Origin of the sequence: Halomonas sp. THAF12 (assembly GCF_009363675.1) — a bacterium.
Lineage (GTDB): Bacteria > Pseudomonadota > Gammaproteobacteria > Pseudomonadales > Halomonadaceae > Halomonas > Halomonas smyrnensis.
The window spans coordinates 2,774,668-2,794,616 of record NZ_CP045399.1 but is presented as its reverse complement, the minus strand read 5'-3'; the positions used below and the strand labels follow the sequence as shown (position 1 = coordinate 2,794,616).

Annotated in this window: 20 protein-coding genes; 10 read left to right on the top strand and 10 right to left on the bottom strand. The window is 70.0% G+C overall.

Going from position 1 to position 19,949, the window contains the following annotated elements; genetic code table 11:
• Window positions 1–4: 4 nt before the first annotated feature.
• On the bottom strand, window positions 5–292 hold the full coding sequence (locus FIU88_RS12955) for an antibiotic biosynthesis monooxygenase (protein WP_016853946.1): 288 nt from the start codon (window positions 290–292) through the stop codon (window positions 5–7).
• A 50-nt stretch (window positions 293–342) separates the two neighbouring features.
• On the opposite strand from FIU88_RS12955, the gene tusA reads away from it, so the two are divergent.
• A complete protein-coding gene (gene tusA / locus FIU88_RS12950) occupies window positions 343–594 on the top strand; it encodes a sulfurtransferase TusA (RefSeq protein ID WP_016853945.1) in 252 nt (83 codons plus the stop codon).
• Between the two features lie 28 nt (window positions 595–622).
• Here the strand turns inward: tusA and FIU88_RS12945 are convergent, their stop codons facing one another.
• From FIU88_RS12945 to FIU88_RS12935, 3 genes are all read right to left on the bottom strand, one after another.
• A complete protein-coding gene (locus tag FIU88_RS12945) occupies window positions 623–1,339 on the bottom strand; it encodes a hypothetical protein (protein ID WP_016853944.1) in 717 nt (238 codons plus the stop codon).
• A gap of 117 nt (window positions 1,340–1,456) precedes the next feature.
• Window positions 1,457–2,500 carry a DUF3080 family protein gene (locus FIU88_RS12940; protein ID WP_152479515.1) on the bottom strand — a complete coding sequence of 348 codons (1,044 nt, stop codon included), beginning with the start codon at window positions 2,498–2,500 and terminating at the stop codon, window positions 1,457–1,459.
• Window positions 2,472–3,920: an MATE family efflux transporter gene (locus FIU88_RS12935; RefSeq protein WP_152479514.1), complete on the bottom strand. Its 1,449-nt coding sequence runs from the start codon at window positions 3,918–3,920 to the stop codon at window positions 2,472–2,474. Before FIU88_RS12935 ends, FIU88_RS12940 begins: the two co-directional genes overlap by 29 nt.
• Window positions 3,921–4,083: 163 nt before the next feature.
• Here FIU88_RS12935 and FIU88_RS12930 point away from each other — a divergent pair, with 163 nt between their 5' ends.
• Window positions 4,084–4,674, top strand: coding sequence for an elongation factor P hydroxylase (locus FIU88_RS12930; RefSeq protein ID WP_152479513.1), 591 nt, complete (start codon window positions 4,084–4,086; stop codon window positions 4,672–4,674).
• 9 nt (window positions 4,675–4,683) lie between these two features.
• Here the strand turns inward: FIU88_RS12930 and FIU88_RS12925 are convergent, their stop codons facing one another.
• Both FIU88_RS12925 and FIU88_RS12920 read right to left on the bottom strand, forming a co-directional pair.
• The gene (locus tag FIU88_RS12925) at window positions 4,684–5,166 is read right to left on the bottom strand and encodes a hypothetical protein (protein WP_016853940.1); all 483 of its coding nucleotides are present in this window, start codon (window positions 5,164–5,166) and stop codon (window positions 4,684–4,686) included.
• The gene (locus FIU88_RS12920; RefSeq protein WP_152479512.1) at window positions 5,159–6,040 is read right to left on the bottom strand and encodes a TatD family hydrolase; all 882 of its coding nucleotides are present in this window, start codon (window positions 6,038–6,040) and stop codon (window positions 5,159–5,161) included. Before FIU88_RS12920 ends, FIU88_RS12925 begins: the two co-directional genes overlap by 8 nt.
• A 136-nt stretch (window positions 6,041–6,176) precedes the next feature.
• Between FIU88_RS12920 and FIU88_RS12915 the strand changes: the two genes are divergently transcribed.
• Window positions 6,177–8,114, top strand: coding sequence for an ATP-binding cassette domain-containing protein (locus FIU88_RS12915; protein WP_152479511.1), 1,938 nt, complete (start codon window positions 6,177–6,179; stop codon window positions 8,112–8,114).
• 69 nt (window positions 8,115–8,183) lie between these two features.
• Here the strand turns inward: FIU88_RS12915 and FIU88_RS12910 are convergent, their stop codons facing one another.
• The gene (locus FIU88_RS12910; RefSeq protein ID WP_016853937.1) at window positions 8,184–8,636 is read right to left on the bottom strand and encodes a universal stress protein; all 453 of its coding nucleotides are present in this window, start codon (window positions 8,634–8,636) and stop codon (window positions 8,184–8,186) included.
• A gap of 105 nt (window positions 8,637–8,741) precedes the next feature.
• On the opposite strand from FIU88_RS12910, the gene FIU88_RS12905 reads away from it, so the two are divergent.
• The gene (locus tag FIU88_RS12905; RefSeq protein WP_152479510.1) at window positions 8,742–9,272 is read left to right on the top strand and encodes a preprotein translocase subunit YajC; all 531 of its coding nucleotides are present in this window, start codon (window positions 8,742–8,744) and stop codon (window positions 9,270–9,272) included.
• Window positions 9,273–9,337: 65 nt separating this feature from the next.
• Here the strand turns inward: FIU88_RS12905 and slyA are convergent, their stop codons facing one another.
• Window positions 9,338–9,778, bottom strand: a complete 441-nt coding sequence (gene slyA / locus FIU88_RS12900) for a transcriptional regulator SlyA (RefSeq protein WP_016853935.1) — start codon at window positions 9,776–9,778, stop codon at window positions 9,338–9,340.
• Between the two features lie 72 nt (window positions 9,779–9,850).
• Window positions 9,851–11,011: a DUF5924 family protein gene (locus tag FIU88_RS12895; protein WP_016853934.1), complete on the bottom strand. Its 1,161-nt coding sequence runs from the start codon at window positions 11,009–11,011 to the stop codon at window positions 9,851–9,853.
• Window positions 11,012–11,199: 188 nt separating this feature from the next.
• Between FIU88_RS12895 and fadB the strand changes: the two genes are divergently transcribed.
• Together fadB and fadA are read left to right on the top strand one after the other, a co-directional pair.
• Window positions 11,200–13,365 (top strand): fatty acid oxidation complex subunit alpha FadB, encoded by a 2,166-nt coding sequence (gene fadB, locus FIU88_RS12890; RefSeq protein ID WP_152479509.1) that lies wholly within the window; start codon window positions 11,200–11,202, stop codon window positions 13,363–13,365.
• A 20-nt stretch (window positions 13,366–13,385) separates the two neighbouring features.
• Entirely contained in the window at window positions 13,386–14,564 is a 1,179-nt protein-coding gene (gene fadA / locus FIU88_RS12885; protein ID WP_016853932.1) for an acetyl-CoA C-acyltransferase FadA, read from the top strand.
• Between the two features lie 265 nt (window positions 14,565–14,829).
• Here fadA and FIU88_RS12880 read toward each other — a convergent pair whose 3' ends face one another.
• On the bottom strand, window positions 14,830–15,501 hold the full coding sequence (locus FIU88_RS12880; protein ID WP_016853931.1) for a GntR family transcriptional regulator: 672 nt from the start codon (window positions 15,499–15,501) through the stop codon (window positions 14,830–14,832).
• A 135-nt stretch (window positions 15,502–15,636) separates the two neighbouring features.
• Between FIU88_RS12880 and FIU88_RS12875 the strand changes: the two genes are divergently transcribed.
• The 4 genes from FIU88_RS12875 (at window position 15,637) to madM (ending at window position 19,922) form a co-directional block, all read left to right on the top strand.
• Window positions 15,637–17,004 (top strand): malonyl-CoA decarboxylase, encoded by a 1,368-nt coding sequence (locus tag FIU88_RS12875; RefSeq protein ID WP_172977762.1) that lies wholly within the window; start codon window positions 15,637–15,639, stop codon window positions 17,002–17,004.
• A 39-nt stretch (window positions 17,005–17,043) separates the two neighbouring features.
• A complete protein-coding gene (locus FIU88_RS12870) occupies window positions 17,044–18,594 on the top strand; it encodes a malonyl-CoA synthase (RefSeq protein WP_152479507.1) in 1,551 nt (516 codons plus the stop codon).
• Window positions 18,595–18,716: 122 nt separating this feature from the next.
• Window positions 18,717–19,148, top strand: a complete 432-nt coding sequence (gene madL / locus FIU88_RS12865; protein WP_016853928.1) for a malonate transporter subunit MadL — start codon at window positions 18,717–18,719, stop codon at window positions 19,146–19,148.
• 12 nt (window positions 19,149–19,160) lie between these two features.
• A complete protein-coding gene (madM, locus tag FIU88_RS12860) occupies window positions 19,161–19,922 on the top strand; it encodes a malonate transporter subunit MadM (RefSeq protein WP_016853927.1) in 762 nt (253 codons plus the stop codon).
• Window positions 19,923–19,949: the final 27 nt, after the last annotated feature.

Here is a 19,949-nt window from a genome sequence, read left to right as displayed (position 1 = left end):
GGCGTCAGAAGCTGAGGGTGTAGAGGCGGATGCGTTCCTGTTCGGTGAGCAGGGGGTAGAGGTCCTGCATCACCCGGGCACGCTGCTCGCTGTCGTGCCACGCCTGCCAGGCGCGCAGGTCCCGCCACTTGGTGATCACCACGCGCCGGTCCTCATGGCCCATCTCGACCAGGCTCTCGCCGCCGCCGAAGCCGGGGGCGCCGAGGACCTGGCGCATGGCCTCCCGGGCGACCTGCTCGTATTCTTCCTCCAGCCCGGGCATGATACGGCGCTCGATAATGATCTTGATCATCCCGCTAGTCTCCACTTCATTCCATTCCGTGTTACGAGGCGAGGTCATCGATGGTTGATTCCACGGACTCCCTGCCGGCCTGTCACGCCGAGCTGGACACCACCGGGCTCTACTGCCCCGAGCCCATCATGCTGATGCACAACAAGGTGCGCGACATGGCGTCGGGCGAGATCCTCAAGGTCGTGGCCAGCGATCCGGCGACCACCCGCGACGTGCCCAAGTTCTGCAGCTTCCTGGGCCACGAGCTGCTGGCCCAGGAAGAGCGCGACGGCCACTACCTCTACTTCATTCGCCTGGGCTGATCGCCCGGAACGCGCCCCGGCGGAGGTCTCACGCGCCGTCGTCGCGCTCCGGCGTGTCGGGCATCACCATCAGCGCCAGGGCCTCGAGGGTCTCGGGATCCTCGCGGCGGATGCGATTGGCGATCTGGCGCTGGAAGAAGTAGACCACCTGGTGCCGGCTGTGGCCGGGATAGAGACAGGCATCGCCCGGCAGGATCGGGGTCGATTCGACCTGACGCTCGTCGGCCAGAAGCGCTTCCACGGCGCCGTCGCTGTAGAGTCGCCAGCCGAACACCTGCTTGAGCTGCCAGGGCGTATCGCCCTCGTCCATGCACAGGGCGTGGGTGCCCTGGGTCTCGGGCAGCTGCTGGATCAGCGTCGGTGATTCGGTCTCTTCGTAGTCGAAGTAGGCGGCGGCCTGCTCGAGCTCCAGCACCTTGTGCTCCGGCGGCAGCTCGAACAGCTCTTCGGTTTCCGGATCCCGGTAGCCGATGAAGTGGCCATGTTCGGGGTCGTCCAGCGCCTGGCAGGGCGTCAGGCGTTCCATCCAGGGCACGAGGCCGACGACTTCTCCGTCCTCACGCATCCCCCAGGCGAGCAGGGGCATGCCGTAGTAGGACTCTGACTCGTCGGGCAGTTGATACACCATTTCCAGGCCATCGAGCTCGGGCGCGAGGCGAATCAGGCGCCTGCGAGCCTGCTGACGTTGGCGCATGGTTTCCAGGTCGATGACCCGGGCGGGGCGAGATGACAGCGGGATACCCATGAAGTCCCTCCAGCGGCGGCTTGATCACGGCATTGGCCCTTGGGGCGGTCGGCAGCGCACACGTCACTGTCATCCCATCAATAGCACAGACCGATGACCGAGGTTAAGCCCCGACGGTCAGCGGCAGCGTCGTGCCAGCTCGGTACCCAGCGCATGATGGGACAGGCGTGCCGCCTGCAGGGCAGGCCAGGGCGCGCCGGGCGTTTCCCGCGATAGCCAGCGCTGCCGGTAGCGTTCGACGGCCGGCCGCGGGGCGACCTTGTGGGCCTCGATCAGGCGTTGAATGGCCGTGAACCAGCGTTGGGAAGCGAGGGTCAGGTCATCGAGCCATATCGCCAGCGGGCGTGACATCGCGAGCGCGTCGCCGACCGCCGGCGAGGCGGGACAGTGCCCGTCGACCAGCGCGGCCTCCAGCAACCGCGAGCGCTCCGAGAGGCGTCGCTCGGCCAGCATCAGGGCGCGCAGCAGCTCGGCGGTCAGCGGCCGGTCACGCAGCGTCTTGAGATGCCCCTCCAGGGTGGCGGAATCGGGGACCCAGTCGCGATCGAACTGATGCAGGGCGGCCTCGCGCAGGTAGGCCAGCGCCGGCAGTTGGGCGTCCACCTCGTCCAGGGCATCCGGCGGCAGCGGCGAGCTGGCCCGGGAGAAACTGTCGAGCCACTCGTCCGAGGCGAACAGCGCGTTCCAGCTGGCCCGGGGCAGCTGTCCGGTCTTGAGCCGGGTCAGCCGCTCCAGACGCGCCCGGTGGTCGTCGCCGAGCGTCTGCGGCACCTCGGTGTTCCAGCAGCCGCTCAGGCGGCGCCACAGGTCCAGTTCGTAGAGCCAGCGCTGGCTGGGCGCGGCCACCTTGCCCAGCTGGTTGTTGCGCGCCGCCACCAGATTGGCGATATGGCAGCCGCGCAGGGCGAAGACGTCGAGCATCCCCTCGCGGGTCTCGGGAATCTCGAACAGCCGGGCATCGGGACCGGGGAAGTCGCCGATGTTCTCGGGCGTCGTGCGCGCCGGCGCGGGCAGGTCGAGGCGCTCGGCCAGGCGCCGCTGGTCGTCGGCGAGCAGCGTCTCGGCGGGGCCGTCGCCGCAGCCGGCGAGCGGCAGCACCGCGACCAGTGCCGCCGCGAGCCGGGCGCCGAACCTATGAGGCCCGAGGCGTGGAATCCGCATCGATGACCGCCTTGCTCCGTCGTCTCAATCGTTCACCCAGCAGCAGGGCGGCCACCGTCAGCCCCGCCACCAGACCGATCCAGTAACCATAGACCCCGAGCGGCGCGACGAGCCCGAACAGGCCGTGATCGCCGAGCCAGTGGCCGCCGCCCAGGCCGACCAGCCAGAAGGCGACCAGGGTGATCAGCATGATCACGCGGGTGTCCTTGTAGCCGCGCAGCGCGCCGGCCAGGTTGGCCTGCAGCGAGTCCGAGATCTGGTAGATCATCGCCAGCCCCACCAGCGACAGGGTCAGCCGGGCGACGGCCGGATCGTTGGTGTAGAGGCCGATCACCGGCTCGGCGGTGAGCCACAGCAGCAGGCAGTTGATCACCGCCACCGCCAGGGCGATCAGCATGCCGTGGCAGGCCACCAGGCGCGCGGCCTCGGGACGCCCCTGGCCCAGCACGTTGCCGACCCGCACCGTCAGCGCCATGCTCAGCGACAGCGGCAGCATGAACAGCAGGCTGGTGTAGTTCAGGGCCACCTGGTGGGCGGCCACCACGACCTCGCCGAGGCTGGCGATGAACAGCGCGATCAGCGTGAACAGCGTCACCTCCATGAAGATCGCCACCCCGATCGGCACGCCCACGTAGAGCAGCTCGAGGATCGGCCGCCACCGCGGGGGCGTCGGCGAGTGCCACAGAGCGACGTCGCCGTAGGCCCGGCTGCGCCGGGTATAGGCGACCATCGCCAGGCACATCACCCACATCGACAGCGCGGTGGCGATGCCGCAGCCCACCGCCCCCAGTGCCGGCAATGCCGTGATCGGCGCCGGCAGCCAGCCGCCCAGCAGGGCCTCGAGCCCCGCACCGCCGTAGATCAGCAGGTAGTTGCTGGGGACGTTGACGGCCAGTCCCAGCAGGCTGATCCACAGCGCCGGGCGGGTATGGTTCATGCCGTCGGAGAAGGCGCGCAGCGCCATGAACAGCCCGACCGCCGGCAGCCCCAGGGCCACGGCCCCCAGATAGCCCGCGGCGCGCTCGGCCACCGCCTCGGGCACCGACATCAGCCGGAACACCGGCATCACCGCCGTCCACAAGAGCGCCGCCGCGATCACGCCCAGCACCGCGCCGATCCACAGTGCCTGGTGCACCTGCAGGCGGATGCCGTCCCGGCGTTCGGCGCCGAGCAGCTGCGCCACCACCGGGGTCAGCCCCATCAGGGTGCCGGTCATCAGCAGCATCAGCGGCATCCACAGGCTCGAGCCCACCGAGACGGCGGCCAGGTCGGTGGCGCTGAGCCGCCCGGTCATCATCACGTCCACCGTGCTCATGGCGGCCTGGGCGAGCTGGGCGCCGCAGATCGGCAGCGCCAGGCGGATCAGCGGGCGGGTTTCCTGTCGCGTGGTGGCGATCAGCTGGGAAATGAACTGGGCCAAGGATCATGCTCCGTGAAAGGGTCGGCCCCGTGCTCCATGCGGTCGGGGGGAGCGCGCCAGTCTAGCAGGCCCGCCAGCGTTTCGTGGCATCACCGGAGCCTATGATCGGGGCGGTCGGTCTCGCTATACTGTGCCGCCCATTCACGACCCCGCCGGAGCCCGCGTGAGCCACCGCCTCGAGGATGTCATCGCCCTGTTCGACGGCCTCTTCCTGCCCGCCTGCAACACCCGCCTGATTCGCGGCGGCGACGAGCCGCTGTACCTGCCCGCCGATGCCGAGACGCCCTGGCATCGGGTGATCTTCGCCCGCGGCTTCTATGCCAGCGCGCTGCACGAGATCAGCCACTGGTGCATCGCCGGCGCGCGGCGTCGCGAGCTCGAGGACTACGGCTACTGGTACCTGCCCGACGGCCGCGACGCCGCCCAGCAGCGCGACTTCGAGGCGGTGGAGGTGGCGCCTCAGGCGCTGGAGTCGTTGTTCGCCGCCGCCTGCGGGCATCGTTTCCAGGTCAGCGTGGACAACCTGGGCGAGGTGGAGGTCGACCGGGAAGGCTTCGCCGAGCGGGTCGCGGCGCGGGCGGCGCGCTACGAGCGGGAAGGCCTGCCGGCCAGGGCCGAGGCCTTTCGCACCGCGCTGGCGGTCTTCTACGGCCAGGGCCGGGAGGAAGGCGAGGGCGCGCCGCTCGAGGCGGCGCTGGCGGCGGGCCGGGCGTGTCTCGAACGCCGCGAGGCGCCCGCCGCCGAGCCCGCCTGAGGCGTCGTCTCAGAGGTCGGCGTCGCCGAGGCGCTGATGCAGCGTCAGCATCACCTGGATCTCTTCCTCGGGGCGCAGCGGTTCGAGCCCCAGCTCGCCGAACAGCTCGCCGCGGGCCCGGGACCAGTCGCCGGGCGCCAGATCGGCATAGAGGCTCTCGGCCGGGGCCAGCTCGACGAACGGGTCCAGCCCGTAGGTCTCGAACAGCCGCGAGAGCGCCGCCTCGTCGTCGCCGACGCCGGCGGTGTAGAGGGTGGCGTTGAAGTGGTCGGTCTCCAGCTCGCGGATCACGTCCAGCGGGCTCACGCCCATGCTGGAGAGCTCCTCCAGGCTGTAGGCGCCCAGCGAGACCAGCTCGTCGTCCAGCCACTCGTCGTCGGGCTGGATCAGGGTGTGCTTGACGCGGCCATCGGGCAGGGTCCAGGCGATGGACAGCGGCAGGTCGCCGTCGTCGCCGGTCTCGATGGCGATGAACGCAGGCAGATCATCCATTCTGTTGCCCCTCCTCGCGGGCAGGCTCGTCGAGGCCGAAGAAGGCCCGGGCGGTGGCGGTGGTGGTGCGGGCCAGGTCGGCTTCCGTGTCGCCGCGCCAGTGGGCGATCTCGCGCACGATCCAGGGCAGCAGCGCCGGCTCGTGGCGTCTGCCCTTGAGTTTGGCAGGTAAATTGCGCGGCAGCAGGTAGGGGCAGTCGGTTTCCACCATCAGCCGCTCGGCGGGAATCGCCCCCACCAGCTCGCGCAGGTGATGGCCACGGCGCTCGTCGCACAGCCAGCCGGTCAGGCCGATGTGCAGGTCGAGGTCCAGGTAGCCATAAAGGGTGTCGCGGTCGGCGGTGAAGCAGTGCACCACCGCCTTCGAGATGTCGTCGCGCCAGGCGTGCAGCATTTCGCGCATGCGCGGTCCGGCGTCGCGCTCGTGGAGGAACAGCGGCAGACCGCTCTCGGCGGCGAGCGCGAGCTGTGCCTCGAAGGCGTGCTGCTGCTCGGCCGGCGTCGAGAAGTTGCGGTTGAAGTCCAGGCCGCATTCGCCCACCGACACGACCTCCGGCTGGCGGTGGAGCTCGCGCATGGCGGCCTCGAGCTGGGCGTCCCAGCGGCTGGCGTCATGGGGATGCACGCCGGCGGTGGCATACAGCCCCGGGTAGCGGCGGGCCAGGGTCACGGCCTGTTCGGCGTGCTCGCGGTCGGTGCCGGTGAGGATCAGCGTGTCGACGCCGGCGGCGCGGGCGCGCTGGATCGTCGCCTCGAGATCGCGGGCGAAGCTCTCGTGGGTCAGGTTGGCGCCGATGTCCACCAGCGGGGCCGGCGAACAGAATCTCAGCGCCTCGGGCAGCACGTCGTCGAAGGGGGGCGTGGCGTCGGCCAAGGCGAAGCTCTCCTTTGGGCGGTTCGTCTAGCGCGCGGGAAACGGGCGCGCATTGTACCCGGGTCGGGTGGGGTGGGGCCACGTCGGGGCGGGCATGCGTTACACTGGCGGCTTGATCGAACGATGAGGTGAATGCGTGACCCTGCTACGTCTGGAACAGCTGCAACTGGCCTACGGCACCCATGTGCTTCTCGACGGCGCCGATCTGGTGCTGGAGAAGGGCGAGCGTCTGGCGCTGGTGGGCCGCAACGGAACCGGCAAGTCGACCCTGCTCAAGCTGGTGTCGGGCGAGCACCTGCCCGACGGCGGCACCATCTGGCGCGCGCCCGGCCTCAAGATCGGCGTGCTCGCCCAGGACCTGCCCGCCGCCTCCGGCGAGACCATCTTCGACGTGGTCGCCCAGGGCCTGCCCGAGGCCGGCGAGCTGCTGTCCGAGTATCACCACCTGGTGCAGCAGGCCGAGCCCGACATGACGCGCATGGCCCAGCTGCAGACCCGCCTCGAGGCCATCGACGGCTGGTCCTTCCACCAGCGCATCGACGTGGTGCTGACGCGCCTGGGGCTGCCGGCGGATGCCGCCATGGCGGATCTCTCCGGCGGCTGGCGGCGGCGCGTGGCGCTGGCGCGGGCGCTGGTGGTCGAGCCCGACCTGCTGCTGCTCGACGAGCCCACCAACCACCTGGACCTGGACACCATCGCCTGGCTGGAGGAGCAGCTGTCCGCCTTCAACGGCGCGGTGCTGTTCATCACCCACGACCGTGCCTTCCTGTCGCGGCTGGCCACCCACATCCTCGAGCTCGATCGCGGCCGCCTGGGGCGCTATCCCGGCGACTACGCCCGATATCAGGAGCAGAAGACCCACGAGCTCGAGGTCGAGGCCCGCGAGAACGCCGAGTTCGACAAGAAGCTGGCCCAGGAGGAGGCGTGGATCCGCCAGGGCATCAAGGCCCGCCGGACCCGCAACGAGGGCCGCGTGCGCGCCCTCGAGCAGATGCGTCGCGACCGCGGCGAGCGCCGCGAGCGCCAGGGCCGCGCCAGCCTCTCGGTGGACACCGGCGAGCGCAGCGGCAAGCGGGTGGTGGAGCTGTCCCACGTCACCCAGTACTACGACGGCGAGGCGGTCATTCGCGACCTCAACCTCGAGGTGCAGCGCGGCGATCGCATCGGCCTGATCGGCCGCAACGGCGCCGGCAAGACGACCCTGCTCAAGATCCTGCTCGGCGAGCTCGAGCCCAGCGAGGGGCAGGTGCGCATGGGCACCAAGCTGCAGGTGGCCTACTTCGACCAGCTGCGCGCCGGCCTCGAGCCGGAGAAGACCGTCTACGACAACGTCGCCCAGGGCAGCGACCGGCTCACCGTGGGTGGCCGCGATCGCCACGTGATGAGCTACCTGCAGGACTTCCTGTTCACGCCGGAGCGCGTGCGCCAGCCGGTCAAGGCGCTGTCCGGCGGCGAGTCCAACCGCCTGTTGCTGGCCAAGCTGTTCACCCAGCCGGCCAACGTGCTGGTGCTCGACGAGCCGACCAACGACCTGGACGTGGAGACCCTGGAGCTGCTCGAGGAGCTGCTGCTCGACTTCGACGGCACCCTGCTGCTGGTGTCCCACGACCGCGCCTTCATGGACAATGTGGTGACCAGCGTGCTGGCCTTCGAGGGCCAGGGCTGCGTGCGCGAGTACGTGGGCGGCTACCACGACTGGGTGCGCCAGGGCGGCAAGCTGCCGCCGGCGCCCTGGGAGGGCGCGGCGCGTCAGGCGGCCGAGCCGGTCGCCGAGGCCCCGGCCGAGGCCGCGCCGGCCAAGGAGAACGCGGCGCCGGCGGCCAAGGCCGCCCCCAAGCGCGCCAAGCTGTCCTACAAGCTGCAGCGCGAGCTCGACGGCCTGCCGGCGGAGATCGAGCGTCTGGAAGCGGCGGTGGCCGATTTCGAGGAGCAGGTCGGCGATCCGGCCTTCTACCAGCAGGACAACGACACGGTGACCGCGACCCTGCAGGCCCTCGGCGACCGCCAGGCCGAGCTGGAGACCGCCATGGAACGGTGGATGGAGCTGGAAGCGATGGCGGCCGGCGAAGCCTAGGCCGCCGGCGAAGGCCCAACGCGAAAGGCGCCCCGAGGGGCGCCTTTCGCATGCATCGTGCGGGGCGGGTTATTCCTCCGCTTCGCCGTCCTTGCCGACCCGCACCGCCAGCACGTCGCACTGGGCGCCGTGCAGCACGCCGGTGGAGGTGGAGCCCAGCAGCAGCGCGAAGCCGTGGCGGCCGTGGGAGCCGACCACGATTAGGTCGACATTCCGCTCCTCGGCGAAGCGGTGAATCTCGGTGTCGGGCATGCCCACGACCACGTGCTGGTTCTCCTTGGCCACGTGGGCATCGGCGATCTCGGCCAGGCGCTGCTTGGCGTGCTCGTCGAGCTGGTCCTGGATGCTGGTGAGGTCCATGGGAATGTCGCCACCGTAGGCGAAGCCGAGGGGCTCGAGGGTATGCATGATGGAGAGCTTGGCCTCGTTGCGGTCGGCGATCTGCATCGCCCGCTCCAGCACCTTGTGGGAATCCTTGGTCAGGTCGACGGCGACCAGGACGTGACGATACTCGTTGCTCATGGCATTGCCTCCGGCAGAGGATCAGGGTCAGTGGCTGCCTCCCACTCTAGGACGCACGATGAGACAAGACAACGACTTGCATCAAGACAGGAACGGAAAACGCTTATGATCTGGTTGATCATCGCCGTGGTCGTCGGGCTGATCTTCGCCCCGGCCATGTGGCTTCGCCCGAGCCCCCGGGAGCAGCGCGCCACGACGCTGCGCGAGGCGGCCAGACAGGACGGGATCCAGGTGCGTCTCGATCCGTCGCCGCTGCACCAGGACGACCGGCGTCGTCCCGCCTATCGCTGGGCCTACCCGCCGCGGCGGCCGGGGCCCGATTTCATGCTGATGCGCGATGTCGTGGCCAGCGACGCCCTGAAGCCCTTCGTGGAGGGCTGGCGCTGGCGCAAGGAGCCGCTGCATGAGCTGCCGGCGGCGGTGCGGTGTCACTTCGAGGCGCTGCTGGCGCGGCTGCCCGCCGACGCGCTGGCGGTGGAGTCGAGCGCCGAGGCGCTGATCCTGTGGTGGGATGAATCGCTGGAGAGAGAGGCCTTCCAGCCGGTGGCCGCCGACATGGCCGAGCTGCGCGATGGGCTCGCGGGGCGGCCGGACCGACCCGAGCGGCGCGGGGTTGCCCAGGCACCCCGCGGCTAGCGCGGTGCCGTGGCATCGTTCGTCTGCCAGGGAAAAGCCGCCCGGGGCGAGCGGCCGGGCGGCGCCTAGCCCTCTTCCCGGGCCTGGATCGCCAGGCCGTTGGCCTCGATGCGTCCCAGCAGCTCGGCGAGCTGATCGACCTCTTCCGCGGACAGGCCGGCCAGCATCTCTTCCCGGGCCTGGCTGACCACGGCATCGATGCGCTCGAGCAGCGGCATGGCCGCGTCGGTGAGCATGATGCGCTTGGTGCGCCGGTCCTTGTCGCAGGGGCAGCGCTGTATCAGCCCCTGTTCGGCGAGCTGATCGAGGGTGCGCACCAGCGAGGGTGCCTCGACGCCGATGGTTCGGGCGAGGTCGCACTGCGGCTGGTCATCCCCCATCTGCCAGAGATGGTAGAGCGTGACCCAGCGGGTCTGGGTCAGCCCCTCGGGGGCCAGCCGGCGATCGATGACCGCGCGCCATAAGCGCGGTAAACGAGAAAGCGTAAAACCGATGTTCTGTTGCATTAGTGTCTGCACAAACGATGAATCCTAAGGGATTGTCCGGAGCTGCGGAGTGTAATGCAAGTCGTTAGCGCTCTACGGTGCTTCCGCCGGCCGAGCGATGAGGCGCCGCAGATCCAGTCCGGGCAGCCCGGCCGGCAGGCGTATACGACCATCGGCCAGGGTCGCCTGTTCCGGCGTGTCGCTGACCCGGAAGCGCAGCACGCCGATCCGCTGGCCGCTGGCGGTCATCACGTCGACTCGCCAGTTGCCCGACGGCTCCTCCGGGAAGTGGCGCTTGTGGGTCCAGGCCCGGTAGCCGGCCTCGCGTCCGCCCTGGATCTGCAGCGGAATGCGATCCACCAGCCGGCCGTCCTGACGCCACTCGTGGACGACCTTCTCCTCGAGGCCCCGCGGGGCGTGGATCGCCGTGTAGGCGTAGAGACCGTGGCCGGTCAGCGCCTCGGGCGTGAGGCGCAGCTCGCCCTCCGGGCGCCGGGCCGGCTCGTCGAAGGACGGCGACAGCGCATGGCCCGAGAGCCACAGGCTGGCCGGCGGCACCCAGGCGCGTCCCAGCCAGCCGAGGCCGGCCAGCAGCGGCAGCAGCACCATCATGGCCAGCCAACGGGCGGTGTTCATCGGCCGCAGCAGCTGCATCAGGCTCGGCAGGCTGAATACCATCATCGCGACCAGCGCGATGACCAGGCTCTCGCCGGTGGTCAGGTGCAGCACCGTCGGCAGCGTCACCAGCACCACCAGGAACACGCACTGGGCGTGGAAGGCGAAGTAGAGCCAGCGGTGCCGGGCGGCCAGGCGGTAGTAGAGCGGGTCGAGGATCGACAGCAGCGCGAGCCCCACCATCAGCGCCGTGAACAGCCCCTGGGCGCTGGTCCAGACGGTCGTCGCCAGCAGGAACGGCAGGGCGAAGAACAGTGTCTCCTGGTGGACCATCTGGGCGATGAAGGTGGTGATGCCGCGTGGCAGGGCGGGATAGCCGCGATGGATCAGCCAGCGGGCGATCAGGCTCTCGGACAGCAGCAGCACCCAGGCCACCAGCATGCCCAGCGCCAGGGCGGCGCCCAGCCACTGCTGGCGCTCCACCAGGAAGAAGCTCGCCGCGCCGGCGAGGAAGGCCACCGGCGGCCACAGCCAGTGCCAGCGACGGGCACGTTCCGCCACGCGGGTGAGGCGATGCTGCCAGCCCTCGAGGCGGGAGGCACGGGGATCGGGGGGCGGTGGCAAGCGGTCGGCAGTCATGGGCGCATCCTAGCAGGGCGCCGCGCGCCGCGGGAGTCGCCGCGAAGCGACGGCCCCGGCGGAGAGGTGCCATGCCGCGATGACTCAGGAGGGGCGTGTCGACCATGGCAGGGCTTGACGCTCTTCGCGGTCTGGCCCAAGCTGATGGAATCAAACGGCCGTATGAATTTCTGCACGGAGATTCGTGGATGATCTACCAAGGCAATGCCATCACCGTGGCGCGTGACGATGACGCCGTCGCCACCCTGACCCTCGACCACCGCGACGAGTCGGTCAACACCCTGTCGTCGGCGGTGGTCGGCGAGCTCGCCGAGGCGGTGGAGGCGCTCGGCGTCGACTCCGGCCTTCGGGGGCTGATCCTGACCAGCGCCAAGGAAGCCTTCGTCGTCGGCGCCGACATCACCGAGTTCCATGGCATGTTCGAGCGCGGCGAGGAGGAGATCCAGGCCATGCTCGAGCGGGTGCACGCCCTCTTCAACGCCATCGAGGACCTGCCGTTTCCCACCGTCACCGCGCTCAACGGCCTGGCCCTGGGCGGCGGCTGCGAGCTGGCGCTGACCACCGACTTCCGGGTGATGAGCGACTCGGCCCAGCTCGGCCTGCCGGAAACCAAGCTCGGCATCCTGCCGGGCTGGGGCGGCTGCGTGCGCCTGCCGCGGCTGATCGGCGCCGACAACGCCATCGAGTGGATCGCCGGCGGCACCCAGAACAAGGCCGACGAGGCGCTCCGGATGGGCGCCGTGGACGCCGTGGTGCCCGATGAGGCGCTGATGGAGGCGGCCCGCGATCTGCTCGACCGCGCCCGCCGCGGCGAGCTCGATCACCAGGCCCGGCGCGCCGAGAAGCGCTCGCCCCTCAGGCTCGACGCCATCGAGCAGATGATGGTGTTCGAGACCGCCAAGGGCTATGTGGCCGGCAAGGCCGGGCCGCACTACCCGGCGCCGATCGAGGCGATCAAGGTGATCCAGAAGGGCGCCGGCGAGACCCGCGAGCGCGCCCAGGCGATCGAGGCCGCGTCCTTCGCCAAACTGGCGAAGACCGATGTCTGCTACAACCTGGTGGGGCTGTTCCTCAACGACCAGGCGGTCAAGAAGGCCGGCGCTCGTTACGCGAAGCAGGCGCGCCCCGTCGCGCAGGCCGCGGTGCTGGGCGCCGGCATCATGGGGGGCGGCATCGCCTACCAGAGCGCCTCCAAGGGCACCCCGATCCTGATGAAGGACATCAAGGCCGAGGCCATCGACCTCGGCCTCAAGGAGGCCCGCAAGCTGTTCGCCAAGCAGGTCGAGCGCAAGAAATTCACCACCGAGCAGATGGCCGAGCGGCTGACCCATATCCGCCCGACACTGTCCTACGGCGACTTCGGCGGGGTCGACCTGGTGGTCGAGGCCGTGGTGGAGAATCCCAAGGTCAAGGGCGCGGTGCTGGCCGAGGCCGAGGCCGCGGTAGGCGAGGACACGGTGCTGGCCACCAACACCTCGACCATTTCCATCACCCGGCTGGCCGAGCACCTGAAGCGGCCCGAGCACTTCTGCGGCATGCACTTCTTCAACCCGGTGCACCGCATGCCGCTGGTCGAGGTGATCCGCGGCGAGAAGACCGGTGACGCCGCCGTGGCGGCCACCGTCGCCTACGCCCGCCAGATGGGCAAGACGCCGATCGTGGTCAACGACTGCCCGGGCTTCCTGGTCAACCGCATCCTGTTCCCCTACTTCGGCGGCTTCAGCGCCCTGGTGGCCCAGGGCGCCGACTTCCGCCGGGTCGACAAGGTGATGGAGCGCTTCGGCTGGCCGATGGGGCCGGCCTACCTGCTCGACGTGGTGGGCATGGATACCGCGCTGCACGCCGGCGAGGTGATGGCCGAAGGCTTCCCCGATCGCATGGGCGATATGAGTGGCGGCGTGATCCCGCGGATGGTCGAGCACGAGCGTCTCGGCCAGAAGAACGGCAAGGGCTTCTACGCCTACGAGGAAGACCGGAAGGGCAAGCCGCAGAAGCTCGAGGACGACGAGGCCCTGGCGCTGGTGCGGCAGGTGGCCGAAGGCGAGCAGGACTTCTCCGACGAGGCGATCATCGCGCGGATGATGGTGCCGCTGTGCCTGGAGGCGGTGCGCTGCCTCGAGGACGGCATCGTCGGCAGCGCCGCCGAGGCCGACATGGCGCTGATCTACGGCATCGGCTTCCCGCCGTTCCGCGGCGGGGCGCTGCGCTACATCGACGCCATGGGGGCGGAGGCCTTCGTCGCCCAGGCGGACGAACTGGCCGCCGAGCTGGGGCCGCTCTACGCGCCCACCGACGGGCTGCGCGAGATGGCTCGCAGCGGCCAGCGCTTCCACCGCGACGCCGACCCGGCCTGATTCACAGGGAGACAGTATCGATGAGTTTGCATCCGAGAGACATCGTGGTGGTCGACGGCGTGCGCACCGCCATGGCCAAGGCCAGGAACGGCGCCTTCCGCCACGTGCGCGCCGAGAACCTGTCCGCCGCCGTCATGCAGGCGCTGTTCGACCGCAACCCGGGACTCGATCCGAAAGAGGTCGACGACGTCATCTGGGGCTGCGTGAACCAGACCCTGGAGCAGGCCATGAACATCGCCCGCAACGCGGCGATCATGACCGGCATCCCGCGCAGCGTGCCCGCCCAGACCGTCAACCGGCTGTGCGGCTCCTCGATGAGCGCGCTGCACATCGCCGCCGCCAACATCCGCGCCGGCATGGGCGACGTCTACGTGATCGGCGGCGTCGAGCACATGGAACACGTGCCCATGACCCACGGCATCGACGTCAATCCGGCGGCCAGCAAGCACGCCGCCAAGGCGGCGATGATGATGGGCCTGACCGCCGAGCTGCTGGGCAAGATGCACGGCATCTCGCGGGAGGATCAGGACGCCTTCGGCGTGCGCTCCCACCGGCTGGCCAGGGAGGCCCGGGACGGCGGCGGCTTCGATCGCGAGATCGTCGGCGTCGAGGGCCACGACGCGCGCGGCTACCGGGTGCGGGTCGACCGTGACGAGGTGATCCGCGACGACGCCAGCCTCGAGGCGATGGCCGAGCTCAGGCCGGCCTTCGACCCCAAGAACGGCACCGTCACCGCCGGCACCTCCTCGGCGCTGTCGGTGGGCGCCAGCGGCATGGCGGTGATGAGCGCCGAGCGCGCCGAGGCGCTGGGCCTCGAGCCCATCGCCCGGGTGCTCTCCACCGGGGTGGCGGGCTGCGACGCCTCGATCATGGGCTACGGCCCGGTGCCGGCCTCGAAGAAGGCGCTGAAGGCGGCGGGGCTGACCATGGACGATATCCAGACCGTGGAGCTCAACGAGGCCTTCGCCGCCCAGTCACTGCCGGTGCTCAAGGACCTGGGCCTGCGCGACCGCATGGACGAGGCGGTCAACCTGCACGGCGGCGCCATCGCCCTGGGCCATCCGCTGGGCTGCTCCGGGTCGCGCATCTGCACCACCCTGCTCAACGTGATGCGCGAGCAGGACACCAGCCTGGGCCTGGCGACCATGTGCATCGGCATGGGGCAGGGCGTGGCCACGGTATTCGAGCGCCTCAGGTAGCGCTTTCGTGGCATAGGGGATGAGCTCGATCGGCGCCAAGCCATCGCGAGGACGCAGTGAACCCTTCCATGGGCGCTTCTTTTGCCCTGCGGCGCTATCGCATCCTGCTCCGCTTGCAGGACCGGTGCTGGCCTTCCCTGGCCAGCCCGTTCGGCGGAATTCGCCTCACCCTTGGCAAAAGAGCCTCGCTTTGTCTTGTCCCCGGCGCTCATCTTTCCGGTCATCGTGACGACGGCACCCCTCGGGGTGCCGTCGTTGTTTTTGCTCAGTCGTTGCCGGTCTGCTGGAGCTGCTGGACCGAGGCGACCAGGTCGTTGAAGCGTTCGCCCTGCACCTGGACGTGGGACTCGATCTCGGCCTCGGCGCGCCGCTCGTCGCCGGCGGCGATGGCGTCCAGCACCGCTTCGTGCTCCGCCAGCGAGCGCTCGGGGCGGTGGCGCAGGTGCAGCTGCATGCGCCGGTAGGGCTGCAGCACCGCGTGCAGCCGCGTGGCTTCCTGGGCCAGGAAGGCGTTGTGGCTGGCCTCGTAGATGCGCTGGTGGAAGACGCTGTTCTCGTAGTAGTAGCCGTTGGCGTCGCCGGCCTCGGCCATGCGCCGGCAGGCCTCGTGGGCCTCGCGCAGCGCCTCCAGCTCCTCGGCACCGATGCGCCGCGCCGCCAGCCGCGCGCACATGCCTTCCAGTTCGGCCATCACCTCGAAGCGTTCCACCAGCTCGGCCACGCTGAGCTGGGTCACGAAGGTGCCGCGCTTCGGCACCACCTTCACCATGCCCGACATCGCCAGCTGCTGGATCGCCTCGCGGACCGGCGTGCGTGAGCAGTCGTACTCCCGTTCCAGGGCCTCCGGGTCGAGGCGCGCGCCGGGCGGGTAGCGCCCCTTGATGATGGCGTCTTCCAGTAGGTCGCGCAGTCGCTGCGCCTGGGAAACCTTGCTCATGTGCTGTCCTCCCGCTTGACACAACTATATTTTGAACCTATCTGTTATATATAACAACTCGGTGTCATGTATGCCATGTGCCGAATCAACGCCACCGCGAGGGCGACTCTGGCCTCTGGAGGACGCGGCATGAAGATGAACATGGATTTCCTGGAAGGCCTGCTGTCGAGCGTGGCCCGTCGGGCCCGCCAGCGCCAGGGCGGCGAACGCTCCCCCCGCCGCGGGCGAGCGTCGGCGCCCTGCGGAGCCGGTGAGATCATATCGGCCTGCGACGCCCTGCTGGCCGGAGGCGGCGGGGAAGCCTCGCAGATCCTGGTCGCCCAGCGGGTGCTCAGCGGCTATGCCGCCCTGGAGCCCGAGGCGCGCCGTGACGTCCTGATCCGGCTCGCCGAGCGCCACGGCGCGCGCCCCGAGGCGATCCATGCCGCCTACGCGGCCTATCGCGAGGGGGAGGGCGAGGCCGGCCTGCGGGCGCTGATCGAGGCCTGCGAGCCGCCGCGTCAGGAGCTGCTGCGCCGGCTCAACCTGTGCCCCGGCGGCACCTTCGAGCTGGTCAAGATGCGCGCCGACCTGCTGGGGCACCTCGACGAGGCGCCGGCGCTGGCCGGCCTCGACGAGGACTTCGCGCACCTGTTCGCGTCCTGGTTCAACCGTGGCTTCCTGGTGCTCCGAAGCATCGACTGGAACACCCCGGCGGCGGTGCTCGAGAAGCTGATCCGCTACGAGGCGGTACACGAGATTCAGGACTGGCACGCGCTGCGCCGGCGCCTCGATCCCGAGGACCGGCGCTGCTACGCCTTCTTCCATCCGGCCATCGGCGACGAGCCGCTGATCTTCGTCGAGGTGGCGCTGTGTCGCGGCATCCCCGGCAATATCCAGACGCTGCTGGCCGGCGGCGACGAGGTGGCGCCCCGGGACGCCGACACCGCGGTGTTCTACAGCATCAGCAACTGCCAGGCCGGCCTGAAGGGCATTTCCTTCGGCAACTTCCTGATCAAGCAGGTGGTGCAGGAGCTCCGGCGCGAGCTGCCCGAGCTCGCCAACTTCGTGACCCTGTCGCCGGTGCCGGGCTTCGCCCAATGGCTGTCGGAGCGGCGCGAGGCCGGCGAATGCCGCCTGTCGCCCGAGGCCGCCGAGGCCCTCGACGCCACCGCCTGGCGCGACGATCCGGCGGCCCGGGAGGCGCTCGAGCCCGAGCTCACGGCGTTGGCCGCCCACTATCTCACCGAGGCCAAGCAGCGCCACGGCCTGCCCCGCGACCCGGTGGCGCGCTTTCACCTGGGCAACGGGGCGAGCCTGCATCGCCTGAACTGGCCCGCCGACGCCTCTGCCAAGGGCTGTCGTCAGGCCCATGGCCTGATGGTCAACTACCGCTACGAGCCGGACCGCATCGAGCAGAACCACGAGGCCTATAGCCGCGAGGGCAGCGTGGTCTGCGCCGGCGATATCCCGCGCCAGGCCAGGCGCGCCCAGCCGCTGCTGGCCGCGCCGGCCGATGCCTGATTCCCCCGATTTCCCCCCACGATCACGAGGACGACCGCCATGCACAATCACAACCTGTTCCTGCAGTTCGAGGCCCACTTTCGCCAGACGCCGGACAAGACGCTGATCGATACCCCCGAGGGGCGGCGCTACGCGTATGCCGAGATGCTCGAGACCTCGCAGCGCCTGGCCGCGGTGCTGCAGTCCCTCGACGTGCAGCCCGGCGACCGGGTGGCGGTGCAGGTCGACAAGAGCCCCGAGGCGATCATGCTCTACCTGGCCTGCCTGCAGGCCGGCGCGGTCTATCTGCCGCTCAACACCGGCTACACCGGCGCCGAGATCGAGTACTTCCTGGGCGACGCCTCGCCGCAGCTCTACGTGTGCCCGCCGGCACGGGCGGCGGACGCCAACCGCTTCTACCAGGAGGGGCGGGTGGTCCACGTGGAGAGCCTGGGCACGGCCGGCGACGGCAGCCTGATGGAGCGTGCCGCCGCCGCCGAGCCGATGACCGAGATCGCCTGCCTCGAGGCCGATGACCTGGCGGCGATCCTCTACACCTCCGGCACCACCGGGCGTTCCAAGGGGGCGATGCTCAGCCACGCCAACCTGGCCTCCAACAGCCGGGCCTTGGCCGAGGCCTGGCGCTTCACCGCCGACGACCACCTGCTGCATGCGCTGCCGATCTTCCATACCCACGGGCTGTTCGTGGCCTGCAACATCGTGCTGACGGTGGGCGCCTCGATGACCTTCCTGCCCAGGCTCGACGTCGAGCAGCTGCTCGACCTGATGCCCGGGGCCACGGTGCTGATGGGCGTGCCGACCTTCTACACCCGGCTGCTGCAGTCGCCGCGGCTGGATCGCGATGCCGTGGCCAACATGCGGCTGTTCGTCTCCGGCTCGGCGCCGCTGCTGGCCGAGACTCATGATCAATTCCGAGAGCGCACCGGCCATGTCATCCTCGAACGCTACGGCATGACCGAGACCAACATGAACACCTCCAATCCCTACGCTGGCGAGCGGCGCCCCGGCACGGTCGGCTTCCCGCTGCCGGGCAGCGAGGTGCGCATCACCGACCGCGACAGCGGCGCCGAGCTGCCCCGCGGCGAGACCGGGCTGGTGGAGGTGCGCGGCGACAACGTCTTCCGGGGCTACTGGCAGATGCCGGAGAAGACCCGCAGCGAGTTCCGCGACGACGGCTTCTTCATCACCGGCGACCTGGGGCGGATCGACGACGACGGCTACCTGCACATCGTCGGCCGCGACAAGGACCTGGTGATCTCCGGCGGTTACAACGTCTATCCGAAGGAGGTCGAGCAGCTGATCGACGAGCTGCCGGGCGTCGCCGAGTCCGCGGTGTTCGGCGTCCGGCATCCGGACCTCGGCGAGGGCGTCACCGCGGTGGTGGTGGCCCGCGAGGGCGAAACCGCCCCCGACGAGGCGGCCGTTCAGGCGGCGCTCGCCGACCGGCTGGCGCGCTACAAGCAGCCCAAGCGGGTGTTCTCCATCGAGGCGCTGCCGCGCAACGTGATGGGCAAGGTGCAGAAGAACCAGCTGCGCGACGCCTACGCCGACCTCTACGCCATGAAGGAGGCGACCGCCACGGCAGGATGAAGGAGCACCATGCTCGGCCCATCGGCCGGGCCCCAGGCGGCGCGCAGACGCGGCCGGGAGCACGCTGACACTCGGGACGTCCCGAGGCTCGAACAACGACAATCACAATAAGGACCTGACCCATGGTGATCTACGGAGTGGCCCTGCTGGCGGGGTGCATGATGCTGGGCCTGGCAACGGGCGATGTGCTGGGCCATCTGCTCGGCATCGAGGCCAATCTCGGCGGGGTGGGCATCGCGATGCTGCTGCTGATCTTCGCGACGGGCTATCTCAAGGCCCGAGGCAAGCTGCCGGAGGCGACGGTCAGCGGCATCAAGTTCTGGAACGCGATGTATATTCCCATCGTGGTGGCCATGGCGGCCAGCCAGAACGTCGCCGCGGCCCTGAGCGGCGGGGCGGTGGCGCTGCTGGCCGGTGTGCTGGCGGTGGTGCTGGGGCTGGCCATGGTGCCGGTATTCGCCGGCAAGCCGTCGCGGGAGCGGGCCGAGCGCGGCGCCTCGTCGTCCGGCGCTTCGCACGCCCGGGCCCAGCCGGCTCGCGCGGCCCATCGCTAAGGAGGGCGTCCCATGCTGCAGTCACTCTATGACCTCGTCGACAAGTATCACCTGGTGGCGGCCTTCGCCGTCATCGGGCTCACCATGTATCTCGCCTACTGGATCAGCGAGCGCTTCACCCGCGGCAAGCTGCACGGGTCGGCGATCGCCATCATGCTTGGCCTGGCGCTGGCCTATGCGGGCGGCAAGATCACCGGCGGCGCCGACGGGCTCGCCGACATCACGCTGTTCTCCGGCCTGGGGCTGATGGGCGGCGGCATGCTGCGCGACCTGGCGATCATCGCCACCGCCTACGGCGTGCGCTTCGACGAGGTGCGCGAGGCCGGGGTGCGCGGCGTGATGGCGCTGTTCGCCGGGGTGGTGGTGTCCTTCGTGGCCGGCGGGCTGGTGGCGGTCGGCTTCGGCTACACCGATCCGGTGGCGATCACCACCATCGGGGCAGGCGCAGTGACCTACATCGTCGGGCCCGTCACCGGGGCGACGCTGGGCGCGAGCTCCGAGGTGATCGCGCTGTCGATCGCCGCCGGGCTGGTCAAGTCGATCCTGACCATGATCGCCACGCCCCTGGCCGCGCGCTGGATCGGGCTCGACAACCCGCGCTCGGCGATGATCTTCGGCGGCATGATCGGCACCACCAGTGGCGTCGCCGCGGGGCTCGCCGCCACCGACGCGCGGCTGGTGCCCTACGGCGCCATGACCGCGACCTTCTACACCGGCCTCGGCATCCTGCTGGCGCCCACGGTGCTGTTCCTGGTGGTGCGCGGGCTGGTGTAGATCCCCGGGCGCCGGCCATCGAGGCAG